18 protein-coding genes and 1 riboswitch are annotated in these 20,325 nt (G+C 71.7%); of the genes, 12 read left to right on the top strand and 6 right to left on the bottom strand.

The window, feature by feature from the left end; all coding sequences use genetic code 11:
- The first annotated feature begins 961 nt into the window (after positions 1 to 961).
- The 9 genes from dhaK to ACFC0D_RS07165 all read left to right on the top strand — a co-directional run bounded on the left by dhaK (position 962) and on the right by ACFC0D_RS07165 (position 8,787).
- Positions 962 to 1,954: a dihydroxyacetone kinase subunit DhaK gene (gene dhaK / locus ACFC0D_RS07205; protein ID WP_376431966.1), complete on the top strand. Its 993-nt coding sequence runs from the start codon at positions 962 to 964 to the stop codon at positions 1,952 to 1,954.
- Positions 1,951 to 2,574, top strand: coding sequence for a dihydroxyacetone kinase subunit DhaL (gene dhaL / locus ACFC0D_RS07200; RefSeq protein WP_376431964.1), 624 nt, complete (start codon positions 1,951 to 1,953; stop codon positions 2,572 to 2,574). The genes dhaK and dhaL overlap by 4 nt, the downstream gene beginning before the upstream one ends.
- Positions 2,571 to 2,975, top strand: coding sequence for a PTS-dependent dihydroxyacetone kinase phosphotransferase subunit DhaM (locus tag ACFC0D_RS07195; protein ID WP_376431962.1), 405 nt, complete (start codon positions 2,571 to 2,573; stop codon positions 2,973 to 2,975). The genes dhaL and ACFC0D_RS07195 overlap by 4 nt, the downstream gene beginning before the upstream one ends.
- Before the next feature lie 46 nt (positions 2,976 to 3,021).
- Positions 3,022 to 3,246, top strand: a riboswitch (cobalamin riboswitch).
- Between the two features lie 28 nt (positions 3,247 to 3,274).
- Positions 3,275 to 3,973 carry an energy-coupling factor ABC transporter permease gene (locus ACFC0D_RS07190; RefSeq protein WP_376431959.1) on the top strand — a complete coding sequence of 233 codons (699 nt, stop codon included), beginning with the start codon at positions 3,275 to 3,277 and terminating at the stop codon, positions 3,971 to 3,973.
- Positions 3,973 to 4,314 (top strand): energy-coupling factor ABC transporter substrate-binding protein, encoded by a 342-nt coding sequence (locus ACFC0D_RS07185; protein WP_376431957.1) that lies wholly within the window; start codon positions 3,973 to 3,975, stop codon positions 4,312 to 4,314. Before ACFC0D_RS07190 ends, ACFC0D_RS07185 begins: the two co-directional genes overlap by 1 nt.
- 6 nt (positions 4,315 to 4,320) lie before the next feature.
- Positions 4,321 to 5,070: a cobalt ECF transporter T component CbiQ gene (gene cbiQ, locus ACFC0D_RS07180; RefSeq protein ID WP_376431955.1), complete on the top strand. Its 750-nt coding sequence runs from the start codon at positions 4,321 to 4,323 to the stop codon at positions 5,068 to 5,070.
- Positions 5,067 to 5,915, top strand: a complete 849-nt coding sequence (locus ACFC0D_RS07175) for an ATP-binding cassette domain-containing protein (protein ID WP_376431952.1) — start codon at positions 5,067 to 5,069, stop codon at positions 5,913 to 5,915. The genes cbiQ and ACFC0D_RS07175 overlap by 4 nt, the downstream gene beginning before the upstream one ends.
- A 287-nt stretch (positions 5,916 to 6,202) precedes the next feature.
- The gene (locus ACFC0D_RS07170) at positions 6,203 to 8,221 is read left to right on the top strand and encodes an FAD-dependent oxidoreductase (RefSeq protein WP_376431950.1); all 2,019 of its coding nucleotides are present in this window, start codon (positions 6,203 to 6,205) and stop codon (positions 8,219 to 8,221) included.
- A 32-nt stretch (positions 8,222 to 8,253) separates the two neighbouring features.
- Positions 8,254 to 8,787: a helix-turn-helix transcriptional regulator gene (locus ACFC0D_RS07165; protein ID WP_329123869.1), complete on the top strand. Its 534-nt coding sequence runs from the start codon at positions 8,254 to 8,256 to the stop codon at positions 8,785 to 8,787.
- A gap of 63 nt (positions 8,788 to 8,850) precedes the next feature.
- On the opposite strand, the gene ACFC0D_RS07160 is transcribed toward ACFC0D_RS07165, so the two are convergent.
- The 3 genes from ACFC0D_RS07160 to ACFC0D_RS07150 all read right to left on the bottom strand — a co-directional run bounded on the left by ACFC0D_RS07160 (position 8,851) and on the right by ACFC0D_RS07150 (position 13,167).
- Entirely contained in the window at positions 8,851 to 9,345 is a 495-nt protein-coding gene (locus ACFC0D_RS07160) for a DUF1269 domain-containing protein (protein WP_376431947.1), read from the bottom strand.
- 14 nt (positions 9,346 to 9,359) lie between these two features.
- On the bottom strand, positions 9,360 to 10,454 hold the full coding sequence (locus tag ACFC0D_RS07155) for a chemotaxis protein (protein WP_376431945.1): 1,095 nt from the start codon (positions 10,452 to 10,454) through the stop codon (positions 9,360 to 9,362).
- A gap of 820 nt (positions 10,455 to 11,274) precedes the next feature.
- Positions 11,275 to 13,167 carry a heavy metal translocating P-type ATPase gene (locus ACFC0D_RS07150; RefSeq protein ID WP_376431943.1) on the bottom strand — a complete coding sequence of 631 codons (1,893 nt, stop codon included), beginning with the start codon at positions 13,165 to 13,167 and terminating at the stop codon, positions 11,275 to 11,277.
- A gap of 106 nt (positions 13,168 to 13,273) precedes the next feature.
- Here ACFC0D_RS07150 and ACFC0D_RS07145 point away from each other — a divergent pair, with 106 nt between their 5' ends.
- Together ACFC0D_RS07145 and ACFC0D_RS07140 are read left to right on the top strand one after the other, a co-directional pair.
- Positions 13,274 to 13,648, top strand: coding sequence for an ArsR/SmtB family transcription factor (locus tag ACFC0D_RS07145; protein ID WP_376431941.1), 375 nt, complete (start codon positions 13,274 to 13,276; stop codon positions 13,646 to 13,648).
- A 27-nt stretch (positions 13,649 to 13,675) separates the two neighbouring features.
- On the top strand, positions 13,676 to 15,064 hold the full coding sequence (locus tag ACFC0D_RS07140; RefSeq protein WP_376431939.1) for an FAD-dependent oxidoreductase: 1,389 nt from the start codon (positions 13,676 to 13,678) through the stop codon (positions 15,062 to 15,064).
- Between the two features lie 106 nt (positions 15,065 to 15,170).
- On the opposite strand, the gene ACFC0D_RS07135 is transcribed toward ACFC0D_RS07140, so the two are convergent.
- A complete protein-coding gene (locus ACFC0D_RS07135; RefSeq protein ID WP_376431937.1) occupies positions 15,171 to 16,511 on the bottom strand; it encodes a DUF2252 domain-containing protein in 1,341 nt (446 codons plus the stop codon).
- Between the two features lie 235 nt (positions 16,512 to 16,746).
- Between ACFC0D_RS07135 and ACFC0D_RS07130 the strand changes: the two genes are divergently transcribed.
- Positions 16,747 to 17,499, top strand: a complete 753-nt coding sequence (locus ACFC0D_RS07130; RefSeq protein ID WP_376431935.1) for a GntR family transcriptional regulator — start codon at positions 16,747 to 16,749, stop codon at positions 17,497 to 17,499.
- A gap of 51 nt (positions 17,500 to 17,550) precedes the next feature.
- Here the strand turns inward: ACFC0D_RS07130 and ACFC0D_RS07125 are convergent, their stop codons facing one another.
- Together ACFC0D_RS07125 and ACFC0D_RS07120 are read right to left on the bottom strand one after the other, a co-directional pair.
- On the bottom strand, positions 17,551 to 19,080 hold the full coding sequence (locus tag ACFC0D_RS07125) for an amino acid permease (RefSeq protein ID WP_376431933.1): 1,530 nt from the start codon (positions 19,078 to 19,080) through the stop codon (positions 17,551 to 17,553).
- A gap of 80 nt (positions 19,081 to 19,160) precedes the next feature.
- Positions 19,161 to 20,135 carry a hypothetical protein gene (locus ACFC0D_RS07120; RefSeq protein ID WP_376431998.1) on the bottom strand — a complete coding sequence of 325 codons (975 nt, stop codon included), beginning with the start codon at positions 20,133 to 20,135 and terminating at the stop codon, positions 19,161 to 19,163.
- Between the last annotated feature and the right edge of the window lie 190 nt (positions 20,136 to 20,325).

The raw sequence follows: 20,325 nt of genomic DNA, 5'->3' as shown, positions 1-20,325 counted from the left end.
TCACAGCGACCGTACGAGCACCGCACCCGGACGACCTGTCAGGTGCCTCACCCTGACATGGCCCGCGCGATCACGCGACCGGATCCCCGCGTCTGCGAGGACGGTACGGGTGGGCCGTCCTCCGCAGCCGCACGACCCCACGCAAAAGCCCCGGACTTTCGTCAGGGGCTGCTCAACGTCGCGTGGACTACTTGCACTTACCGTTGTTGCATGTCTCACCCACCGGGCAGGAGATGCCCGCACAGGGGTCCGAGACGCACCGACCGTTCTTGCACGTCTCACCCGTCGGACAGGAGATGCCCGCACAGGAGTTCGCGACGCACCGACCGTTCTTGCACGTCTCACCTCCCGGGCAGACGATGCCCGCACAGGGGTTCGTGACACATTTGCCGTTCTTACAGGTCGTACCTCCCGGGCAGACGATCCCAGCGCATTTGTCGTTCGCCGCGAGCGTCAACGAGGCACCCGATTCCTGAGAACACGAACCACGCTCGAGGGTTTGCTCCTGGACGACCGGTGCCGGTCGGACAGGGGCATCCACCGACTGAGCGGATGCCAAACCCAAGGGGGCAAGAAACAGGATGACCACGGAAGCGGCGAGAGATATACGAGGCATACCGCACCTCCATCCGCTCCCCTCTTTCAACCCTGCGCCGCTCGAACGCGCGGTGCAAGACCAACGGACAGTCATGACAGACCTGCCGGGCGCCAAGGATTGAGCAAGGTCTACGCAACGTACTCGGACGACGGCTTTCCGTGGTCGCGTCCAGATCGGGACGGCCTCGAAGGGCAGTGCGCCCTCGTGGGCGAACCGAGCTGATCTGCGAGCCGGAGGCGTTGGTGTAGCGGCCCTGGAAGGCGGCCGCGACGCACCGGCCCTGCGGGGTCTGTGATCGGGGGCGGGGAGCGCAGATACTGCTGGAGGTCGCACCACACCTGCCAGCGCTGCCAGGAGATGTCCGTGAAGATGCTGATCAACGTTCCCGAGACCGTGGTCGCCGATGCGCTGCGGGGGATGGCCGCCGCGCATCCCGAGCTCACCGTCGATGTCGAGCATCGCGTCGTGCTGCGGCGGGACGCGCCCGTGGACGGCAAGGTGGGGCTCGTGTCCGGAGGTGGGTCCGGGCATGAGCCGTTGCACGGGGGGTTCGTGGGGCCCGGGATGTTGGCGGCCGCTTGCCCCGGGGAGATCTTCACGTCGCCCGTGCCCGATCAGATGGTGCGGGCCGCCGCCGCGGTCGACAGCGGGGCCGGGGTCCTGTTCGTCGTCAAGAACTACACCGGGGACGTCCTCAACTTCGAGATGGCGGCCGAGCTCGCCGAGGACGAGGGGATCCAGATCGCCAAGGTGCTCGTCAACGACGACGTGGCGGTGACGGACAGTCTGTACACGGCCGGGCGGCGCGGGACCGGGGCCACGTTGTTCGTGGAGAAGATCGCCGGGGCCGCGGCCGAGGAGGGCGCGCCGCTGGAGCGGGTGGAGGCGATCGCGCGGCGGGTGAACGAGCGGTCGCGGAGTTTCGGTGTCGCGCTGAGCGCCTGCACCACGCCCGCCAAGGGCAGTCCCACCTTTGATCTGCCCGCCGGTGAGCTGGAGTTGGGCATCGGGATCCATGGCGAGCCCGGGCGTGAGCGGCGGTCGATGATGACCTCGCGGGAGATCGCGGACTTCGCCGTCGATGCCGTACTGGACGATCTGCGGCCGTCCGGACCGGTCCTCGCCCTGGTGAACGGCATGGGCGCCACCCCGTTGCTCGAACTGTACGGCTTCAACGCCGAGGTCCAACGGGTCCTGACCGAACGTGCGGTGCCGGTCGCCCGCACCCTGGTCGGGAACTACGTCACCTCCCTCGACATGGCCGGCTGTTCGGTGACGTTGTGCGAGGCCGACGAAGAGATGCTGCGACTGTGGGACGCGCCCGTGCAGACGCCCGCCCTGCGCTGGGGCCGGTGAGCGGAGTGTCCGAAGTCGACGAGTTCGACGCCGCGTTCTTCCTGCGCTGGCTGACCATCGCCGCGGCAGCCGTCGAACGCGAGGCCGATCGCCTCACCGAGCTCGACTCGGCGATCGGCGACGCCGACCACGGGGCCAATCTGAAGCGGGGGTTCGGCGCCGTGACGGATGCGCTGGAGAAGGATCCGCCCACGACGCCGGGTGCCGTACTCGCCGCTGCCGGGCGGCAGTTGATCTCCACCGTCGGCGGCGCGTCCGGGCCGCTGTACGGGACGCTGCTGCGCCGGACGGGCAAGGGTCTCGGCGAGGCCCCGGCGGTGACGCGGCAGGAGCTGGCGGCGGCGCTCACCGCGGGAGTCGCCGCGGTCGCCCAGCTCGGCGGGGCGCAGGTGGGTGACAAGACGATGCTGGACGCCCTCGTTCCGGCTACCGAGGGGCTCGGCAAGTCCTTCGCGGCCGCCCGGGACGCGGCCGAGCGGGGCGCCCTCGCGACCGTACCCCTCCAGGCGCGCAAGGGCAGGGCGAGCTATCTGGGCGAGCGCTCCATCGGGCACCAGGACCCCGGGGCCACCTCGTCCGCGCTGCTGATCGCCGCCCTCGTCGAGGCGGCGGCCGAGTGACCGCGCAGGTCGGAATCGTCCTCGTATCGCACAGCGCGGAGGTGGCCGGCGCCGTCGCCGCACTGGCCCAGGGTCTCGCGGGCGGCGGAGCGACCGCGCCGATCGCCCCCGCGGGCGGACGGCCGGACGGCGGCCTCGGCACCAGCTCCCAGCTGATCGTCGGGGCGGCGCGGGAGGTCGACCGGGGTGCCGGTGTGGCGCTGCTCGTCGATCTCGGCAGCGCCGTACTGACGGTGAAGGCTCTCCTCGCCGAGGAGGACGAGCTGCCGGAGGGGGCACGGCTCGTGGACGCCCCGTTCGTCGAGGGCGCCGTCGCCGCCCTCGTCACGGCGAGCGCGGGCGGGGATCTGGATGCCGTGGTGGCCGCGGCCTCGGAGGCCTACACGTATCGAAAGGAGTGAGAGGGGGGCGCGCGCGAGATCTGTCACACACCGTCCGGAGGAGCCTCCGTGTTGTGATGTACCTGGTCAACCCACTACTGTCACAGCGCCTTGGTGTACGGGAAACCGGTGCGGTACCGGTGCGGCCCTCGCCACTGTGATCGGGAAGTCCGGCTCCATCCCTCCGGGGAAGCCACTGGACCACCGCGGGAGACCGCGGCGGTTTGGGAAGGCGGAGCCGCGGCGGCATGACCCGTCAGCCAGGAGACCGGCCAAGGTGCGTTGTCCATCCACGAGGTGCTGGAGAGGGTCTCCCAACCATGCATATAGCCGAGGGGTATCTGCCCCCTGTGCACGCGGCCGCCTGGGGCGTCGCGTCCGCTCCCTTCGTTGTCCACGGTGTTCGCGCGCTGACCCGTGAGGTCAAGGCCAACCCCGAGTCCACCCTGCTGCTCGGTGCGTCCGGTGCGTTCACTTTCGTCCTGTCCGCGCTCAAGATTCCGTCGGTGACGGGCAGTTGCTCGCACCCCACCGGTACGGGGCTCGGCGCGATCCTGTTCCGGCCGCCCGTGATGGCGGTCCTGGGCACGATCACGCTGCTCTTCCAGGCACTGCTGCTCGCCCACGGCGGGCTCACGACGCTCGGTGCCAACGTCTTCTCGATGGCCATCGTCGGCCCATGGGCCGGCTTCGGTACGTACTGGCTGCTGCGCCGGTCCAACGTGCCGCTGATGGTGAGCGTGTTCTTCGGCGCGTTCGTCGCCGACATCTCCACCTACTGCGTCACCAGCGTGCAGCTCGCGCTGGCCTTCCCGGACCCGGGCAGCGGTGTGCTCGGCGCGCTGGCCAAGTTCGGCGGGATCTTCGCCGTGACCCAGTTGCCGCTCGCCGTCAGCGAGGGGCTGCTCACGGTGCTCGTGATGCGGCTGCTCACGCAGTCCAGCAAGGGGGACCTGACCCGCCTCGGCGTCCTGCTCCCGTCCCGGAAGAAGAACGAGAACGCGGAGGCGAGCGCCTGATGAGCCGGAACGCGAAGATCAACACCCTGCTCCTGCTCGTCGTCGCGGCGCTCGCGGTGCTCCCGCTGGTGCTCGGGCTCGGCGACCACAAGGAGGAGCCGTTCACCGGGGCCGACGCCGAGGCGGAGACGGCGATCACGGAGATCGCTCCCGACTACGAGCCGTGGTTCAGCCCGCTGTACGAGCCGCCGTCCGGCGAGATCGAGTCGGCGCTGTTCTCGCTCCAGGCGGCGCTCGGCGCCGGCGTGCTGGCGTACTACTTCGGCGTGCACAGGGGCCGCAAGCAGGGCGAGGCCCGTGCCGAGGCGAAGGCGCTGCGGTCGGCGTCCGGCGACGAGTAGGCGCCGATGCTGCCGATCGACGCTGCGGCGCACAGCAGTCGCTGGCGCCGCCGTCACCCCTGCGAGAAAGCGGTGCTCGGGTTCGGTCTGACGCTCTGCGCGGTCTGTCTGCCGCCCTGGCCGGGCGCCGTGCTCGTCGCGGCGGCCACGCTCGCCGTGCTCCTCGGTCCTGCCGGGGTGCCGGGGCGCCAGCTGTGGCGGGCGTTCCGGATCCCGCTGGGATTTTGCGTGACGGGCGCGATCCCGCTCCTGTTCGAGGTCGGCGGTGCACGGGGGCTCGTCGCCCTCGCGCCGGACGGACCGTTGCACGCGGGCGAGTTGCTGCTGCGGACCTCGGCCGCGTCCCTGGGCGTGCTGCTGTTCGCGTTCACCACGCCCGTCTCGGACGTGCTGCCGCGTCTCGTACGGGCCGGAGTGCCGGCTCCCGTGGTGGACGTGGCGCTGGTGATGTACCGGATCAGCTTCCTGCTCCTGGACGCCATATCCAAGATCCGGCAGGCGCAGGCGGCCCGGCTCGGGCTCACCACCCGGGCGGCGACGTGGCGCTCGCTCGCGGGGCTCGGTGCGACCGCGTTCGTGCGCGCCTTCGACCGGGCGCAGCGCCTGCAGACGGGGCTCGCCGGGCGGGGGTACGACGGGACCTTGCGGGTCCTGGTGCCCCAAGCGGCGGTGTCGACCCGCTTCCTCGCGTCGACGGCCGGCCTCCTGGCCGGTCTCGTCACGCTCACTCTCGTACTGGAAAGGTCCCTGCCGTGAGCCCTGCACCTCCTGTCGTGGAACTGGTGAAGGCCACGTTCGCCTACGAGGACGGGCCGGTCGTCCTCGACGGCATCGACTTCGCCGTGCCGGAGGGCCGGGCGATGGCTCTCCTCGGCCGCAACGGCGGCGGCAAGACGACGCTGCTGCGGCTGCTGAGCGGCGGTCTGCGCAGCAGCAACGGCGCGCTCCGGCTGGACGGCGAGGAGGTGTCGTACGACCGGAAGGGGCTGACCCGGCTGCGGACGACCGTGCAGCTGGTGGTCCAGGACCCGGACGACCAGCTCTTCGCCGCCTCGGTCGGCCAGGACGTGTCGTTCGGGCCGATGAATCTGGGGCTTCCGGAGGAGGAGGTACGGCTCCGGGTCCGCGAGGCGCTGGAGGCGCTGGACATCGTGGCCCTGGAGGACCGCCCGACCCATCTGTTGTCGTACGGGCAGCGGAAGCGGGCGGCGATCGCGGGCGCCGTGGCGATGCGGCCGCGGGTCCTCATCATGGACGAGCCGACGGCCGGGCTCGATCCGCACGGGCAGGAGCGACTCCTCGAGGTGCTCGGGCGGCTGCGGGACTCCGGTACGACGGTGGTCATGGCCACGCACGATGTCGATCTGGCGCTGCGCTGGGCGGACGAGGCCGCTGTGCTCTCGCCCGAGGGGCTGCGTACGGGCCCGATCGAGGAGCTGCTCGCCGACGACGAGCTCCTCGACGCGGCGCGCCTGCGTCGGCCCTGGGGCATGGCGGTGACGCGGCTGCTGCGCGCGCACGGCCTGCTCGCCGCGGACGCGGAGGGTCCGCGCACGGCGGAGGACCTGGACACCTGGGTCACGGCACCCCGAGGCGCGTGAGGCGCACGAGGCATCTGCGGCATTCAGGCACCAGAGGCGGCTGGTCGCCGCGACCGGTCCCCACAGGTGCCCGGGGCACGGGAAGCACCCGCGCGCCTGGGGCGCCTCACGCACCTGGCACCTGAGGCGCTCGAAGCACCACGACGGCCCCCTGGCGGATCCCCGCCAGGGGGCCGTGGTGGTGCAACGTCGCGCAGATCACCCTCCCCCTCTTATGCAACTTGTTGCACAAGCTCCCTCGGGTCGTCTACAACAGTCCTGACGACACTGCGCGAGGAGGCGCCCCCATGACCACCCCGTACCCGCACCTGCTGAGCCCGCTCGACCTCGGGTTCACCACCCTGCCGAACCGGGTGCTCATGGGTTCCATGCACGTCGGCCTCGAGGAGACCGAGAACGGCTTCGAGCGGATGGCCGCGTTCTACGCCGAGCGCGCCCGCGGGGGCGTCGGCCTGATCGTGACCGGCGGCATCGCCCCGAACGAGGCCGGCCGCCCCTGGGACGGCGGCGCCAAGCTCAGCACCGAGGACGAGGTCGGCGAGCACAAGCTCATCACCGAGGCCGTGCACGCCGAGGGCGGGCGCATCGCGATGCAGATCCTGCACTTCGGCCGGTACGCCTACCACCCCGCACTCGTCGCCCCCAGCGCGATCCAGGCGCCGATCAGCCCCTTCGTCCCCAATGAGCTCACCGACGCCGAGGTCGAGCAGACCGTCGAGGACTACGCCCGCTGCGCCGAGCTGGCCAAGGCCGCCGGGTACGACGGCGTCGAGGTCATGGGCTCCGAGGGCTATCTGATCAACGAGTTCATCGCGGCCGCCACCAACCACCGCACCGACCGCTGGGGCGGCAGCTACGAGAACCGGGTCCGCTTCCCGCTGGAGATCGTCCGGCGCATCCGTGAGCGGGTCGGCGAGGACTTCATCGTCATCTACCGGCTCTCGATGCTGGACCTCGTGCCGGGCGGTTCCACCCTGGAGGAGGTCGTCGCCCTCGCGAAGGAGATCGAGGCCGCCGGCGCCACCATCATCAACACCGGTATCGGCTGGCACGAGGCCCGCATCCCAACCATCGCGACCTCGGTGCCCCGTGGCGCGTACACCTGGGTGACCAAGAAGCTGATGGGCGCGGTGAGCATCCCCCTCGTCACCAGCAACCGCATCAACACCCCCGAGGTGGCCGAGCAGATCCTCGCCGAGGGCCGCGCCGACATCGTCTCGATGGCCCGTCCCTTCCTGGCCGACCCTGAGTTCGTCGCCAAGGCCGCCGCGGACCGCGCCGACGCCATCAACACCTGCATCGGCTGCAACCAGGCGTGCCTGGACCACACGTTCAGCCTGAAGATCACCTCCTGTCTGGTGAACCCCCGCGCCTGCCACGAGACCGAGCTCGTCCTCTCCCCCACCCGTCTCACCAAGCGGATCGCGGTCGTCGGCGCGGGACCGGCCGGACTCGCCTTCTCCGTCTCCGCCGCCGAACGCGGCCACTCCGTCACCCTGTTCGACGCCGCGAGCGAGATCGGCGGACAGCTGAACATCGCCAAGCGCGTGCCGGGCAAGGAGGAGTTCGACGAGACGCTGCGCTACTTCCGCACCCGGCTCGACGAGCGCGGGGTCGAGGTCCGGCTGAACACCCCCGTCGGGGCCGGCGACCTCGACGGCTACGACGAGGTGGTCGTCGCCACCGGAGTCACCCCGCGCACCCCGGCGATCGAGGGCGTCGACCACCCCAGCGTCGTCAGCTACCTCGACGTCCTGCGGGACGGCGCGCCGGTCGGTGAGCGCGTCGCGATCATCGGTGCGGGCGGCATCGGCTTCGATGTCGCCGAGTTCCTCACCGACGGCGGCGAGGGCGCGAGCCAGGACCCCGAGACCTACTTCCGCCAGTGGGGTGTCGACACCTCTTACGAGACGCGGGGCGGACTGCGCGCCCCCGAGCGGCCGAAGCCGCCGCGCCAGGTCCACCTGCTCCAGCGCAAGACCACCAAGGTCGGCGCCGGACTCGGCAAGACCACCGGCTGGATCCACCGCGCCGAGATGAAGCACCGGGGCGTCACGATGGTCGCGGGCGCGTCGTACGAGCGGATCGACGACGAGGGCCTGCACCTCACGATCGACGGCGAGCCGCAGACCGTTCCGGTCGACACGATCGTCCTGTGCACGGGCCAGGAGCCGCGCCGGGGCCTGTACGAGGAGCTGATCGCCGCGGGCCGCACCGCGCACCTGATCGGCGGCGCCGACGTGGCCGCCGAGCTGGACGCCAAGCGCGCCATCGACCAGGGCACGCGACTGGCGGCCACCCTGTGATCACCGTGGCCGGCCGCTTCTAGGATGCGTCCATGTCCCTCCCGCACGCGATCCTGACCGCGCTGCTCGAGAAGCCGTCCTCCGGCCTCGAGCTGACGCGCCGCTTCGACAAGTCGATCGGCTACTTCTGGTCGGCCACGCATCAGCAGATCTATCGCGAGCTGGGCAAGCTGGAGCAGGCGGGGCACATCCGTGCCCTGCCCGCCCCGGTGCCGGCGCGTGGGCAGAAGAAGGAGTACGAGGTCCTGCCCGCGGGCCGCGAGGAGCTGACCGAGTGGGTGGCGCGGAGCGAGGACCCCAAGCCGATGCGGGCGGCGCTGCTGCTGCGGATGCGGGCCGCGGCGGTCGTCGGGGCGCCCGGCATGCGGGAGGAGCTGAGCCGCCATCTCGACCTGCACCGGAGCCAGTTGGAGGAGTACCTGGCGATCGAGGCGCGGGACTTCCCGCCCGCGCGCCGGGAGAGCGAGCCGGACCGGCTGCGCCATCTGGTGCTGCGGGGCGGGATCGATCTGGAGCGGTTCTGGGTGGAGTGGCTGACGCACGCGCTGGCGGAGCTGGAGCGCTGAGGCGCACTCCATGAGGTGACGTGCCGACCTCCGCTCCGGTTCGTCGGCCCGCGCCTCGTCCTGCTACCCGGCGTCGCCGGCCAGCTGGTCCACGAGCTCCTTCTCGTCCTCCTCCGCGAGCGAGGTCTTGAGGACCGTTCCGCCGTACCCCTGCATGGCGGCGGCGAACTTCTCCTCGTTCATCTTCGACGCCATGATCACCACGGCGTTGGAACCGGGCTCGAGAAGGGACTGGACCTTCTCCCGGAAGCCCTTGTCGATGCCCATCTGGCTCAGCTTGCCGATCAGTCCTCCGATGGCGGCACCCACCACGCCGAGCCCGGGAGTGAGGACGACGATTCCGAAGACCAGGCCCCAGAGCGCACCCGCCGTGGCCGAGACGGCCGTCTTCTCGCTCTTCTTGGGCGTATCGACATGGATCTCGCCCTCCAGGTCCACGGAGACGACCGCGAGTCCGCCGAGGTCGACCACGTGGGCCTTCTCCAGCTCCTGAACCGTCTTGAAGGCCCTGTTCGCGACCGAGCGCTCTTCGTAGCCGATGACGATGAGATCTGACATCTGTTCCTCCGTGGTCAGTAGCGCAGGACGCCGGCGATCCGGCCCGCGCCGGTCAGCGTGTCGTCGGGTACGAAGCGCACTTCCGCCCCTGTCTGCAGGGCCTGCTCCACGATCTCGTCCACGATGTCGTCCCGCGAGTCGAGGTCGGCCGCCTCGGCCGGTTCCAGGTGGTCGCCGTAGTCGCGGACGATTGCCTGGAAGTGCTCCTCAACGGCCAGCAAACGGATACGGCCCTCCTTCGCGGCCTTCCACGCCTCGTCGAGACCGCCGGCGAACTCGCGTCGGCCCTGTGCCGCGTCCAGCTCGGAGACGACCGCCTCCTTCTCCGCCGCCGCCTTGTCCGTACGCAGGGGCTCGAGCGCCTGCCACACCTGGGCGGCCGGACCGGCGGCCAGCCCGCCGCGCTGGACGATCGTCGTGTCCTTGCCCAGCGGACCGATCTCCTCGAGGAGGGACACCGCCGCGGCCTCACCGAGCACGTACAGCGGGCGGGGGGAGGAGCTGAGGACCCTGCGCAGCGCCTCGTGCGCCTGGCGCATGAACTGGCGGGTCTGCTCGTCACGGAAGGTGCTCGGCATGTCGCCGATGCGCTCCTTGCGCTCCGCGTCCGGGTCCTCCAGGCTCCGCGTCAGCGGGAACCCGTCCTCGGTGTGTTCGGTGACGTGTTCGGCGTCGCCGTTCCACAGCGAGACCCGGTCGGCGGCCACGGCGAGCGCCCAGAAGGGCTGCTCGGCCGCCTGAGCGGCGACGAGGTTGCGCGTGAGAAAGGTGTCGGCGATCACGACGCGCTCGGGCACGGAGCGGGCCACGGACCAGACCTGGTGCTCTCCGGGCGCCGCATAGATCACGAGACCGTCCTCGGCATGGACGAGATCGACCTCCGCGAGGGCCTGCTCCAGCTGGCTCAGCACGTCGGTACGCCGCTCGCGGGTCACCGCCGGGTCCGCCTGGAGCAGCTCCCCGGCCTGGGCCAGAAGGTTACGGAGACGGACCGGATCCTGGGTGTTGTCCGGCTCTCGACGGTGTGTCGGCATGAGCAGCGACACGGCCGGATAGGGACGGGGCTGACGCAGTTTCGCAAGCACGTCGGTGCTGAGCGCGGGTTGCATGGGAGCCGACCTTTCGGAGTGCTTGGGCGCGAAGCCGTGGCAGGTCACGGCGGTACCGGAGGCCGGCCGGCTGGTCGGCCGGCCGCACTTCGGTGCGCGCCTGGGCCGCGGAGGCGTCGAGGACTCCTCCGTACGGCCATCGTCGCCCGGAGCGCGGTCGACCGCGAGCGGAGCGCCTCATCAGGGGCCCCGCCCTCCCCTTCCCGACCGCGTTTCCCGGCGCCTCGGCGTCACGGGACGCGGCGAACGGGTGCGCGCGGGGCCGAGCGACGGGGTCGGCCTGCGCGCCCGCCCGGACTCACTCCGACCGATCTCGGGCGATCGACAACCGCGACCGCCCGGCGGCGCGCTCGGGCCCGCGCGATCCGGCCGTTGGGCCCGCGCCCCGCGTGGGTGCTCGCTCCGAGCCTCGTGAGGTGGGGCGGCGCGGGCGCCCGCCCGGCTCGCTCCGACCCGCGCACCGGCAGTACGCCCGCGCCGTCGCCTGGGTCACTCCGAGCCGCGTGACGGCGGATCGGCCTGGTCGACCGTCTGCTCGCTCCGACCGATCCCGGGCGGTCGACAACCGCGACCACCCGGCGGCGCACTCGGACCCGCGCGATCCGGCCGTTGGGCCCGCGCCCCGCGTGGGTGCTCGCTCCGAGCCTCGTGACAGCGGATCGGCCCGGGCACCCGCCCGGCTCGCTCCGACCCGCGCACCGGTAGTACGCCCGCGCCGTCGCCTGGGTCACTCCGAGCCGCGTGACGGCGGATCGGCCCGGGCGCCCGCCCGGCTCGCTCCGAGCCGCGGACCGGCATAGCGCCCGCGCCACCGGTCGGCTCACTCCCCGGTCGCCGCCTTGCGCCAGGCCGCGTCGCGCAGGAGTCGCAGGCCGTTGAGGCCCACCAGGACCGTGGAGCCCTCGTGGCCTGCCACGCCGAGTGGCAGCGGGAGGTGGCCGAAGAGGTCCCAGATCACGAGGGCGCCGATGCAGGTGCCCGCGATCACCAGGTTCTGGACCACCAGTCGGCGGGCGCGCCGCGAGAGGGCCAGGACCGTGGGGACCGTCGCCAGCTCGTCGCGTACGACGACCGCGTCGGCGGTCTCCAGCGCCAGGTCGGAGCCCGCCCGGCCCATCGCGATGCCGCTGTGGGCGGCGGCGAGGGCGGGCGCGTCGTTGACGCCGTCGCCGACCACCAGGACCTTCGAACCGGCCCGCTCCCACTCCCGTACGGCCTCGACCTTGTCCTGCGGCAGCAGTGCCGCCCGTACGTCGGTGATCCCTGTCTGCTCGGCGACCCGGCCCGCCGCCCCGGCGTTGTCGCCGGTCAGGAGGGTGGGGGTGGTGCCGGTGAGGCGGGTGAGGGCGGCCACCGCCTCGGGGGCGCCGTCGCGGAGCCGGTCGGCGAGTTCCAGGACGGCGACCCTGGTGCCGTCGACGACGACCTCGACGGCGGTGTCGGCATGGTCGCCGTCCGCGCGTCGGACGCGTACCTCACGGCCCTCGACCACGGCCCGTACGCCCTCACCGGGCACCGAGACGAAGTCGCTCGCCTCGGGGACGGCCAGGCCGCGGGCGCGTGCCGCGGCGACCACCGCGCGGGCCAGGGGGTGTTCGCTGGGCAGCTCGGCCGCGGCAGCGAGGGCGAGCGCCTCCGGGTCCCCCTCGACACGGGTCACCCGGGGCGTGCCCTCAGTCAGGGTGCCGGTCTTGTCGAGCGCGACCCGGTCGACCGCGCCCAGGCGTTCCATCACGACGGCCGATTTGACCAGGACGCCATGGCGGCCGGCGGTGGCGATCGCGGAGAGCAGCGGCGGCATGGTGGCGAGGACGACCGCGCAGGGCGAGGCCACGATCATGAAGGTCATGGCGCGGAGCAGCGCACTGGTGAAGTCGGCACCGAGCGCGAGCGGGATCGTGAAGAGCGCCAGGGTGGCGACGACGACGCCGACGGAGTAGCGCTGCTCGATCTTCTCGATGAAGAGCTGGGTGGGCGCCTTGGTGGCGCTGGCCTCCTCGACGAGGGCGACGATCCGGGCGATGACGGAGTCGGCCGCGTCCTTGTCCACCCGTACGCGCAGGGCTCCGGTTCCGTTGAGGGTGCCGGCGAAGACCTCGTCACCGGGCGCCTTGGCCGCGGGCAGCGACTCCCCGGTGATGGTCGCCTGGTCGACGTCGCTCGCGCCGTCGAGCACCGTGCCGTCGGCGGGCAGCCGCTCCCCCGGCCGTACGAGAACGGTGTCGCCGATCCGCAGGTCCGCCACGTCAACCGGCTCCTCGGCCCCGGCCGTCAGCCGTACCGCCTTCGCGGGCGCGAGGTCGAGCAGACCTCGTACGGAGTCGGCGGTGCGGCGGGTGGCGAGCGCCTCCAGGGCGCCGGAGACGGCGAAGATGACGATGAGGAGGCCGCCGTCGAGGTACTGGCCGATCGCCGCCGCGCCGATCGCGGCGACCACCATGAGCAGGTCGACGTCGAGGGACTTCTCGCGCAGCGCCTGGAGCCCCGCCCAGCCGGGCTCCCAGCCTCCGGCGGCGTAGCTGACCGCGTAGAGCGGCCCCCAGGCCCAGGCGGGGGCGCCGGTCAGGTCCAGCGGCAGGGCGAGGAGGAAGGCGAGGGCGGACAGCGCGGCCCAGCGGACCTCGGGCAGGGCGGACGCACGCGTGCGGCGGGAGGCCGGCGGGGCCTTGTCCGCAGGGGCGGTGGTCCGGGCATCGAGCACCGGAGAAGCCATGGCTGGGCACCTCTTCGATCGGACGTCGGGGCGGAGGACATCACCATAGCGGAATACATGAAGAGGTCTTCATTCGTCAGTTTATCGCCGCCGCTACGATGAGCGCATGGGACACGGCGTGAACGGCGAGACAACCCCGGCAACCCACCTGGACGCGGAGTCCGCGGCCACCATCGCCGCCACCCTCCAGGCCCTCGCGACGCCCTCACGGCTGATGATCCTCACCAAGCTGCGCCAGGGCCCGTGCGGAGTGACCGAACTCGCCGACGCCGTCGACATGGAGCAGTCCGCCGTCTCCCACCAGCTGCGCCTGCTCCGCGCGTTGGGCCTGGTGACCGGGGTCCGGCAGGGCCGCCGGATCGAGTACAGCCTTTACGACAACCACGTCGCCCAACTCCTCGACGAGGCCGTGTACCACATCGAGCACCTTCGGCTCGGCGCACGCGACGTGCCCCGCGAGACCGTGGATACTTCTCAGTAGGAGATCCACTTCGGGGAAGGGGCGGGGATGGCCGACGAGTTGGGGCACCGCAGGACACGGCACGCGGTGGTCATCGGGGGAAGTCTCGCGGGCCTGCTGGCGGCGCGGGTGCTCAGCGAGCACGCGGAGAGGGTGACGGTCGTCGAGCGCGACCGCTTCCCCGAGGGACCGGACACCCGGCCGGGCGTGCCGCAGTCCCGGCACGTGCATGTGCTTCTCGACGCCGGGCAGCAGGCACTCGACGAACTGCTCCCCGGATTCACCGGAGAACTGCGCGAACTCGGCGCTCCCCGGGTGGGGATGCCCGAGGACATGGTCCAGTGGCAGAACGGAATGTGGTTCAGCCGCCACCCTGCCACCACCCACCTCTACACCGGACCGCGGGCCCAACTGGAGTGGCTGGTGCGCCGTCGGGTCCTCGCCGACCCTCGGATCGAGACGGTGCAGGGCACCGAGACCATCGGTCTGATCGGCGACGCGTCGCGGGTGCGCGGCGTCCTGCTGCGCAAGCGCGGAACGGGGAACCCGAGGGAGAGCCGCTCCCTCGAGGCCGATCTCGTGGTCGACGCGTCGGGCCGTGGCACGCACGCCTCGGACTGGCTTGCCGCCATCGGGGCGGAAGCCCCGCACGAGGAGACGATCGACACCGGCCTGTCCTACGCGACCCGGATGTACCGAGCCGGCGCGGGCCTGGACATGGACGCGCTGGGCTTCAACGTCGTGCCGAACCCTGACCAGGTGTACGGCGGCGTGATGCTGCCGATCGGGGACGGGCTCCATCTGGTCACCCTGTCCGGGCTCCGGGACGACCGGCCCCCGACCGACGACGACGGGTTCGAGGCGTTCGCCGCGAAGCTCCCCCACCCCATCCTGAGCGAGTGGCTGGCGAAGGCCACGCCGGAGTCCCCGGTCCACGGCTTCCGGCAGACCGCCAACATCCGTCGCCGGTACGACCGTCCGGGCCGCCGACCGGCCGGCTTCCTCGCCACCGGCGACGCGCTGTGCGCCTTCAACCCGATCTACGGACAGGGCATGACCGTCGCGGCGTTGAACGCCGTCGCCCTGCGCAGGGCGCTGGCCGACCCGCGGAACACGCCGACCACCCGTACCGTCCAGAGCGCGGTCCTCGACTCCTCGAAGCAGGCCTGGGACATCTCGGCCGGAGCGGACAAGAACATGCCGGGCGCCACCGGCAACGGGATCCAGGCGCGCGCGGTGGACAAGCCGGTCGGCTGGTACCTGAGGCGACTGCAGCAGCGGTACGGCGGGGATCCGGTCGTGGGCGCCGCGTTCCGCTCCGTACTGACCCTGACGGCTCCGATGACGACGCTGTTCGCCCCGGCCGTGGCCCGCGCGGTGCTCTTCGGCCCGGTCCCACGGACCCCTGCGGAGCCGCCGATGCGACGCGAGGCGTAGGGCGCACGACGGCGGTGTCCGGGGCGACGGCGACGGCGACGGCGACGGCGACGACCGGAACGCCGGCGGCCGCTCCGGGGTCCGACGGTGGCGGCGCGGGCGGTCGTCAGATCCCCGGCGCCGCCGTGATCACTCCGGCGGCGATCGCGGCGCTCAGCGCCGCGTAGTCGTCGGCGTTCTGGCCCGCGTACCGGATCGCGAAGTCGGCCATCGACCGGTCGAAGACGTCCGACGAGCCGAGGTAGGCGGCTATGGCGATGCGGTCGCCGGAGCGGGCGTGGGCACGGGCCAGGGCACGGCCGCAGAGGCCCGCGTACGCGCGGAGCATCGCCGGGGACATGGTCTCCACCTCGGCCGAGCCCTTCATGTCGCGCAACTGACGCCAGTAGAAGTGGCGCTTCTCGGGTCCGGTCATCCAGCCGAGGAAGATGTCGCTGGCGGCCTGTGTGAGGCGCTGTCCGCAGACGACGCGCTGTCCCTGATGGGTGTACGCGCTCGGGGACAGGTACGGCTCGAGGACCGAGCGGCCGGCCTCCTTGATCTGGAGGATCAACGGGTCGCCGTCGTCGCGGCCTTGGAGCAGCAGGACGAAGCAGCGGGTTCCCACGCTGCCGACGCCGACGACCTTGCGCGCCGCCTCCACGTAGTGGAACCGGTCCAGGAGCAGCCGGCGCTCCTCGGGGAGGGAACTGCGGTAGTCGCTGAAGATCTTGCCGAGGGTGACGCGGTCCACGTCCGTGACGCGTTCGAGGAGTGGTGGATCGTCGACGATGCGCCGGCCACCGCTCGCGTCCTCCTCGGTGATTTTGGCGAGCGCCTGGAGGCTGGTACGACGCCGGGCACGGGCGAGGCGGTTCTCGAGGCGCGCACGCCGCTCGGGACGTACGAGTGCGGTCAGGTCGTCGGCGTCGATCCGCTCGTACCAGACGGGGAGCTCGCCGAGTTCCGCGAGACGTGTCATGGCGGTGCGGTACGACTCGGTGGCGACGAGGGCGGCCCGGTGGGCCTTGGCCTTGGTGGTCCCGTTCTGGAGGGCTGCCACGACCACACTGGCGGCGAGCCGCTTCACATCCCATTCGAACGGACCGGGCAGGGTCTCGTCGAAGTCGTTGACGTCGAAGAGAAGCGTCCGTTCGGGTGAGGCGTAGACGCCGAAGTTGAGCAGATGGGCGTCCCCGCAGAGCTGGACGGTGAGCCCGGTGTGACGCTGGGCGGCGAGGTCGGCGGCCATGACCGCGGCGGCGCCGCGCAGGAAGGCGAAGGGCGAGACGGCCATCCGCCCGTACCGGATCGGGATCAGCTCCGGTACGCGGTCGACGGCCTGCCGCTCCAGCACGGTCAGCGGGTCAGGGCGCTGCGAGGACGGGATCCAACGGCCGTGTGAGGACCGTGGCACGCTCTTGCGGGCCGCTCTGCCGGCCTGGGCCCGCTCCGCCGGTGTCGTCATCCGGCCTCACCCGCCTCTTCCACCGCGCTTACCGGTCGTCACTCATTACAAGGTCAGACGGCGCCGCGCGCACCCCGGGGCGGTCCCGATTTCGGCCACTCCTCCCACCCCCCCTTCCTTGATGGTTTAGACCAATGGTAGAAATTGATCACCCACGCGGTCCGGACCGTCACGGTGAGCAGTCACGGCGGTCAGGCACCCGAGCAGTCACGCTGAGCAAAGAGAGGCTTGGAACATGACTGAGCCCGAACCCGAGCAGGCGGCGGTGGTCCCGCTCTACCTTCGCGTCGCCGCCGCACTGCGGAGCGACCTCGCCGACCGGCAGATCTCCCCCGGCAGCCGGCTCCCGTCCGAGCGCTCCCTCGCGCATCGCTACCACGTCAACCGGCAGACGGTCCGCAGCGCGCTCCAACTGCTGCGCGCGGAACGGCTCGTCGTCACCGACCGCCGCGGCACCTTCGCCGCGGGCAGCCAGCACAGGTCTCACGTACCGGCCCTGACGGCTCATCGGCAGACCTTTCCCGGCGGGGCGGAGGCGGCCGACGCCCTGGTGCGCGCCTCGCTCTCCTGGGAGGCGCCGCCGGCCTCGACGGCCGGGCGGCTCGCCCTCGCCCCCGGCGAACCCACCCTCGTCCACCGCCATGTGGTCCTCTCCCCCGGCGGCACACCGCTGCAGCGTTCGGTGTCCTGGTTCTCCAGACCTGCGGTCGCCGAGGTGCCGCAGCTCGCCCGCTATCGACGGGTCGGCAGCGCCGTGTCCCAGCCTGATCTGCGGCTGCTCTACCACTGGATGCACCAGGCCGGACTCCGGCTCACCCGCCGGGAGTCGATCGCCGTGCCACGGGCCTCCGCCACGGGCGTCGGGGACGGCACGGCCCGGCTGGTCGTCCACCGGGTGGTGTGCGACCAGCACGGGCACGCGCTGGAGATCACGGACATCGACTTCGCGGCGCACGGGGCCGCGTGGACCTACGAGTTCACTGGCTGACGATCCGTCCGCACCCGCGTCCGTCGCGAACTGTGCGCCGGCTCGCAGAACTCACACGATGCCCTCCGCGATCTCCGCCTCCTCGCGGGCGTTGCCGTACGCGGAAGGAGTGCCGTACGAGCGGCGGGCCACGTACCACCAGACGCTGGCGAGCAGGAGGACGACGGCGAGCGCGATGACGGCGTAGTTCATGGAGTCGATGGTCACCGGAGACTTCTGCGGCAGGCAGAACAGCACGGTGACCACGGCGACCCAGATCACGGCGATCCAACCGACCGGGGCGCTCCAGCGGCCCAGGTTCCACGGCCCCGGAGTGAACCGCTTGCCCGCCCGTAGCCGCAGGTAGATCGGAATGGCGTAGGCGGGGGTGATGCCGATGACGTTGATGGCGGTGACGGCCCCGTACGCGGTGGCGGAGTAGAGCGACGGCACGGCGAGGAGCGCGGCAAACCCGACCGAGAGCCAGACGGCCGGTACCGGGGTCTGCGTACGGCTGCTGACCTTGCGCCAGAGAGCGGAGCCGGGCAGGGCGTTGTCGCGGCTGAAGGCGAAGACCATCCGGCTGGCGGCGGCCACCTCCGCGTTGCCGCAGAAGAGTTGGGCCACGATCACCACGAGCAGCAGGGCGGTGGCGCCGCCGGAGCCGAGCGCGTCGAGCAGGATCTGGGCGGGCGGGACTCCGGTGGCGCTGTTCTGCGTACCGGCGTAGTCCTGGATGGCGAAGGTCAGTCCGGCGAGCAGCGCGAAACCGGCGATCCAGGAGACCCAGATGGCGCGGACGATGCCCTTGGCCGCACTGACCGAGGCGTTGGAGGTCTCCTCCGAGAGATGGGCGGAGGCGTCGTAGCCGGAGAAGGTGTACTGGGCGAGGAGCAGACCGACGGCGGCGACGTAGAACGGGTTGGCCCAGCCGGTGTCGTTGACGAACTCGGTGAAGACGAACTCTGCCGACTGGTGCCGGTCGGGGATGAACGCGAGGGCGCCGACGATCACGGCCACACCGGTCAGATGCCACCAGACACTGATCGAGTTGAGCACGCTGACGAGACGTACGCCGAAGAGGTTGAGTACGGCGTGCAGCAGCAGGATGGCGAGGAAGATCAGGAAGGTGGAACCGGCCGTGGGCATGATGCCCCACTGGAGGTTGAGAAAGGCTCCGGTGAACAGGGCCGCGCCGTAGTCGATGCCGGCGATGGCGCCGAGCAGACCGAGCAGGTTCAGCCAGCCGGTGTACCAGCCCCAGCGCCGGCCGCCGAGCCGGTCGGCCATGTAGTAGAGGGCGCCGGAGGTCGGGTAGGCGCTGGTGACCTCGGCGAGCGCGAGGCCGACGCACAGCACGAAGAGCCCGACGCCCGCCCAGCCCCACATCATGACGGCGGGTCCGCCGGTGCTGAGACCGAAGCCGTAGAGCGTCATGCAGCCGGACAGGATGGAGATGACCGAGAAGCTGATGGCGAAGTTGCCGAAGCCGCCCATGCGGCGAGCGAGGACGGGCTGGTAGCCGAGCTCGCGGAGCCGTGCCTCCTCGTCCTGCGCGGCGGGGGGCCTGCGTATCTCGTCGGCGGGGACGGTGCGGGACATGCCGGTACCTCCGGAAGTGGGTGGGCGGGGGCGGGCTGGGGAGTCGAGCGGGGTGGTGCGGGTACGTCGCGCCTTCGGAGTCACGGGTCGATACAGCGCGCGCGAGCGCGCACGAAGACCTCTTCGGCGAGGGCCCGGTCGTCGGGCCGTGGTGTGCGGTACGCCCAGGGCAGGACCGTCCAGTACGGGCCGAGGGCCTCGAAGACGCGGGCCGCGTCGGCGAAGCGGAGGGCGCCGAAGAGGGCGTGGGCGAGGTGGTTGAGGTCCAGGAGGGACGCCTCGGCGGTGGCACAGAAGAGGAACCAGGCGTCGAGGGCGCGGCGGGCGTCACGGATGGCGTCCTCGGCGACCCAGTGCAGGTCGAGTGCGTGCTCCTGCCCGCGCTCGCGCCGGTAGCGCTCCACCCGGACGTAGAGGGGGAGCGCGTGCAGGGAGCTGCCGGTGGGGGCCGAACCGGCTGCCCATTGCGCGTAGTTGACCGCCTCGGAGAGCGGTCCGGACTGGCGCCCGTAGAAGAACTGCAGCATCCGGTGGTGCGCCTCGCGGTTGTGCGGGTCGCGCTTCTCGGCCTCTGCGAGGAGTCCCCAGGGGCCGGGCGCCAGCATGGGCGCGGGCGGGCGGAGCCGGTGCTCCTCCATGCGCTGGCGCTCGTCGAGCGCGGCGAGGGCGAGCAGACAGACCCAGGGGACGGGGTCGTCGGGCGCCTGTTCTGCGGCGTCGCGGCAGGCGGTCCACGCCTCCTGCCAGAGGGCGCGGGTGCGGGGGTGGCCGCCGCGGTGGGCGCGTACGGCCCGCTCCACGGCGACCCGGGTGTGCATCACGGTCGCGGAGATGCTGTCCGGCTGTTCCGACCGCCAGATCCCTACGACATCGGTGCCGGCCGCGACGGCGGCGAGGACCTGGGTGCGCCGGGTCCAGCCGTCCCAGCCGGGCGTCTCGTCGAGTAATCGGGCCATGGACACCCAGCGGCCGGTCCGCAGGTCCTGGACGGCGTGACGCAGGGCGTGGTCGTGGCCCGCCGGATGGTAGACGGGCCGGAAGCCGTGTCCTGCCATCACGAAGCGGGGCGTGCGCTGGGAGACATGGGTCCTCGGTGGGCGGCGGGGGTGGTCAGTCCCCGGGTGGGTGTCCCGGCCGTTGATCGGCGATCACTATAGAGGTGCGTGGACGAGACCGATCCACTTTCACTTCTGACCGTAACTATCCAGCCACTGAATGAAATTGAAGATCCCTCACATATGCGTG

Source organism: Streptomyces sp. NPDC056222 (assembly GCF_042264065.1).
GTDB lineage: Bacteria > Actinomycetota > Actinomycetes > Streptomycetales > Streptomycetaceae > Streptomyces.
This window is presented reverse-complemented; position numbering and strand designations above follow the sequence as displayed.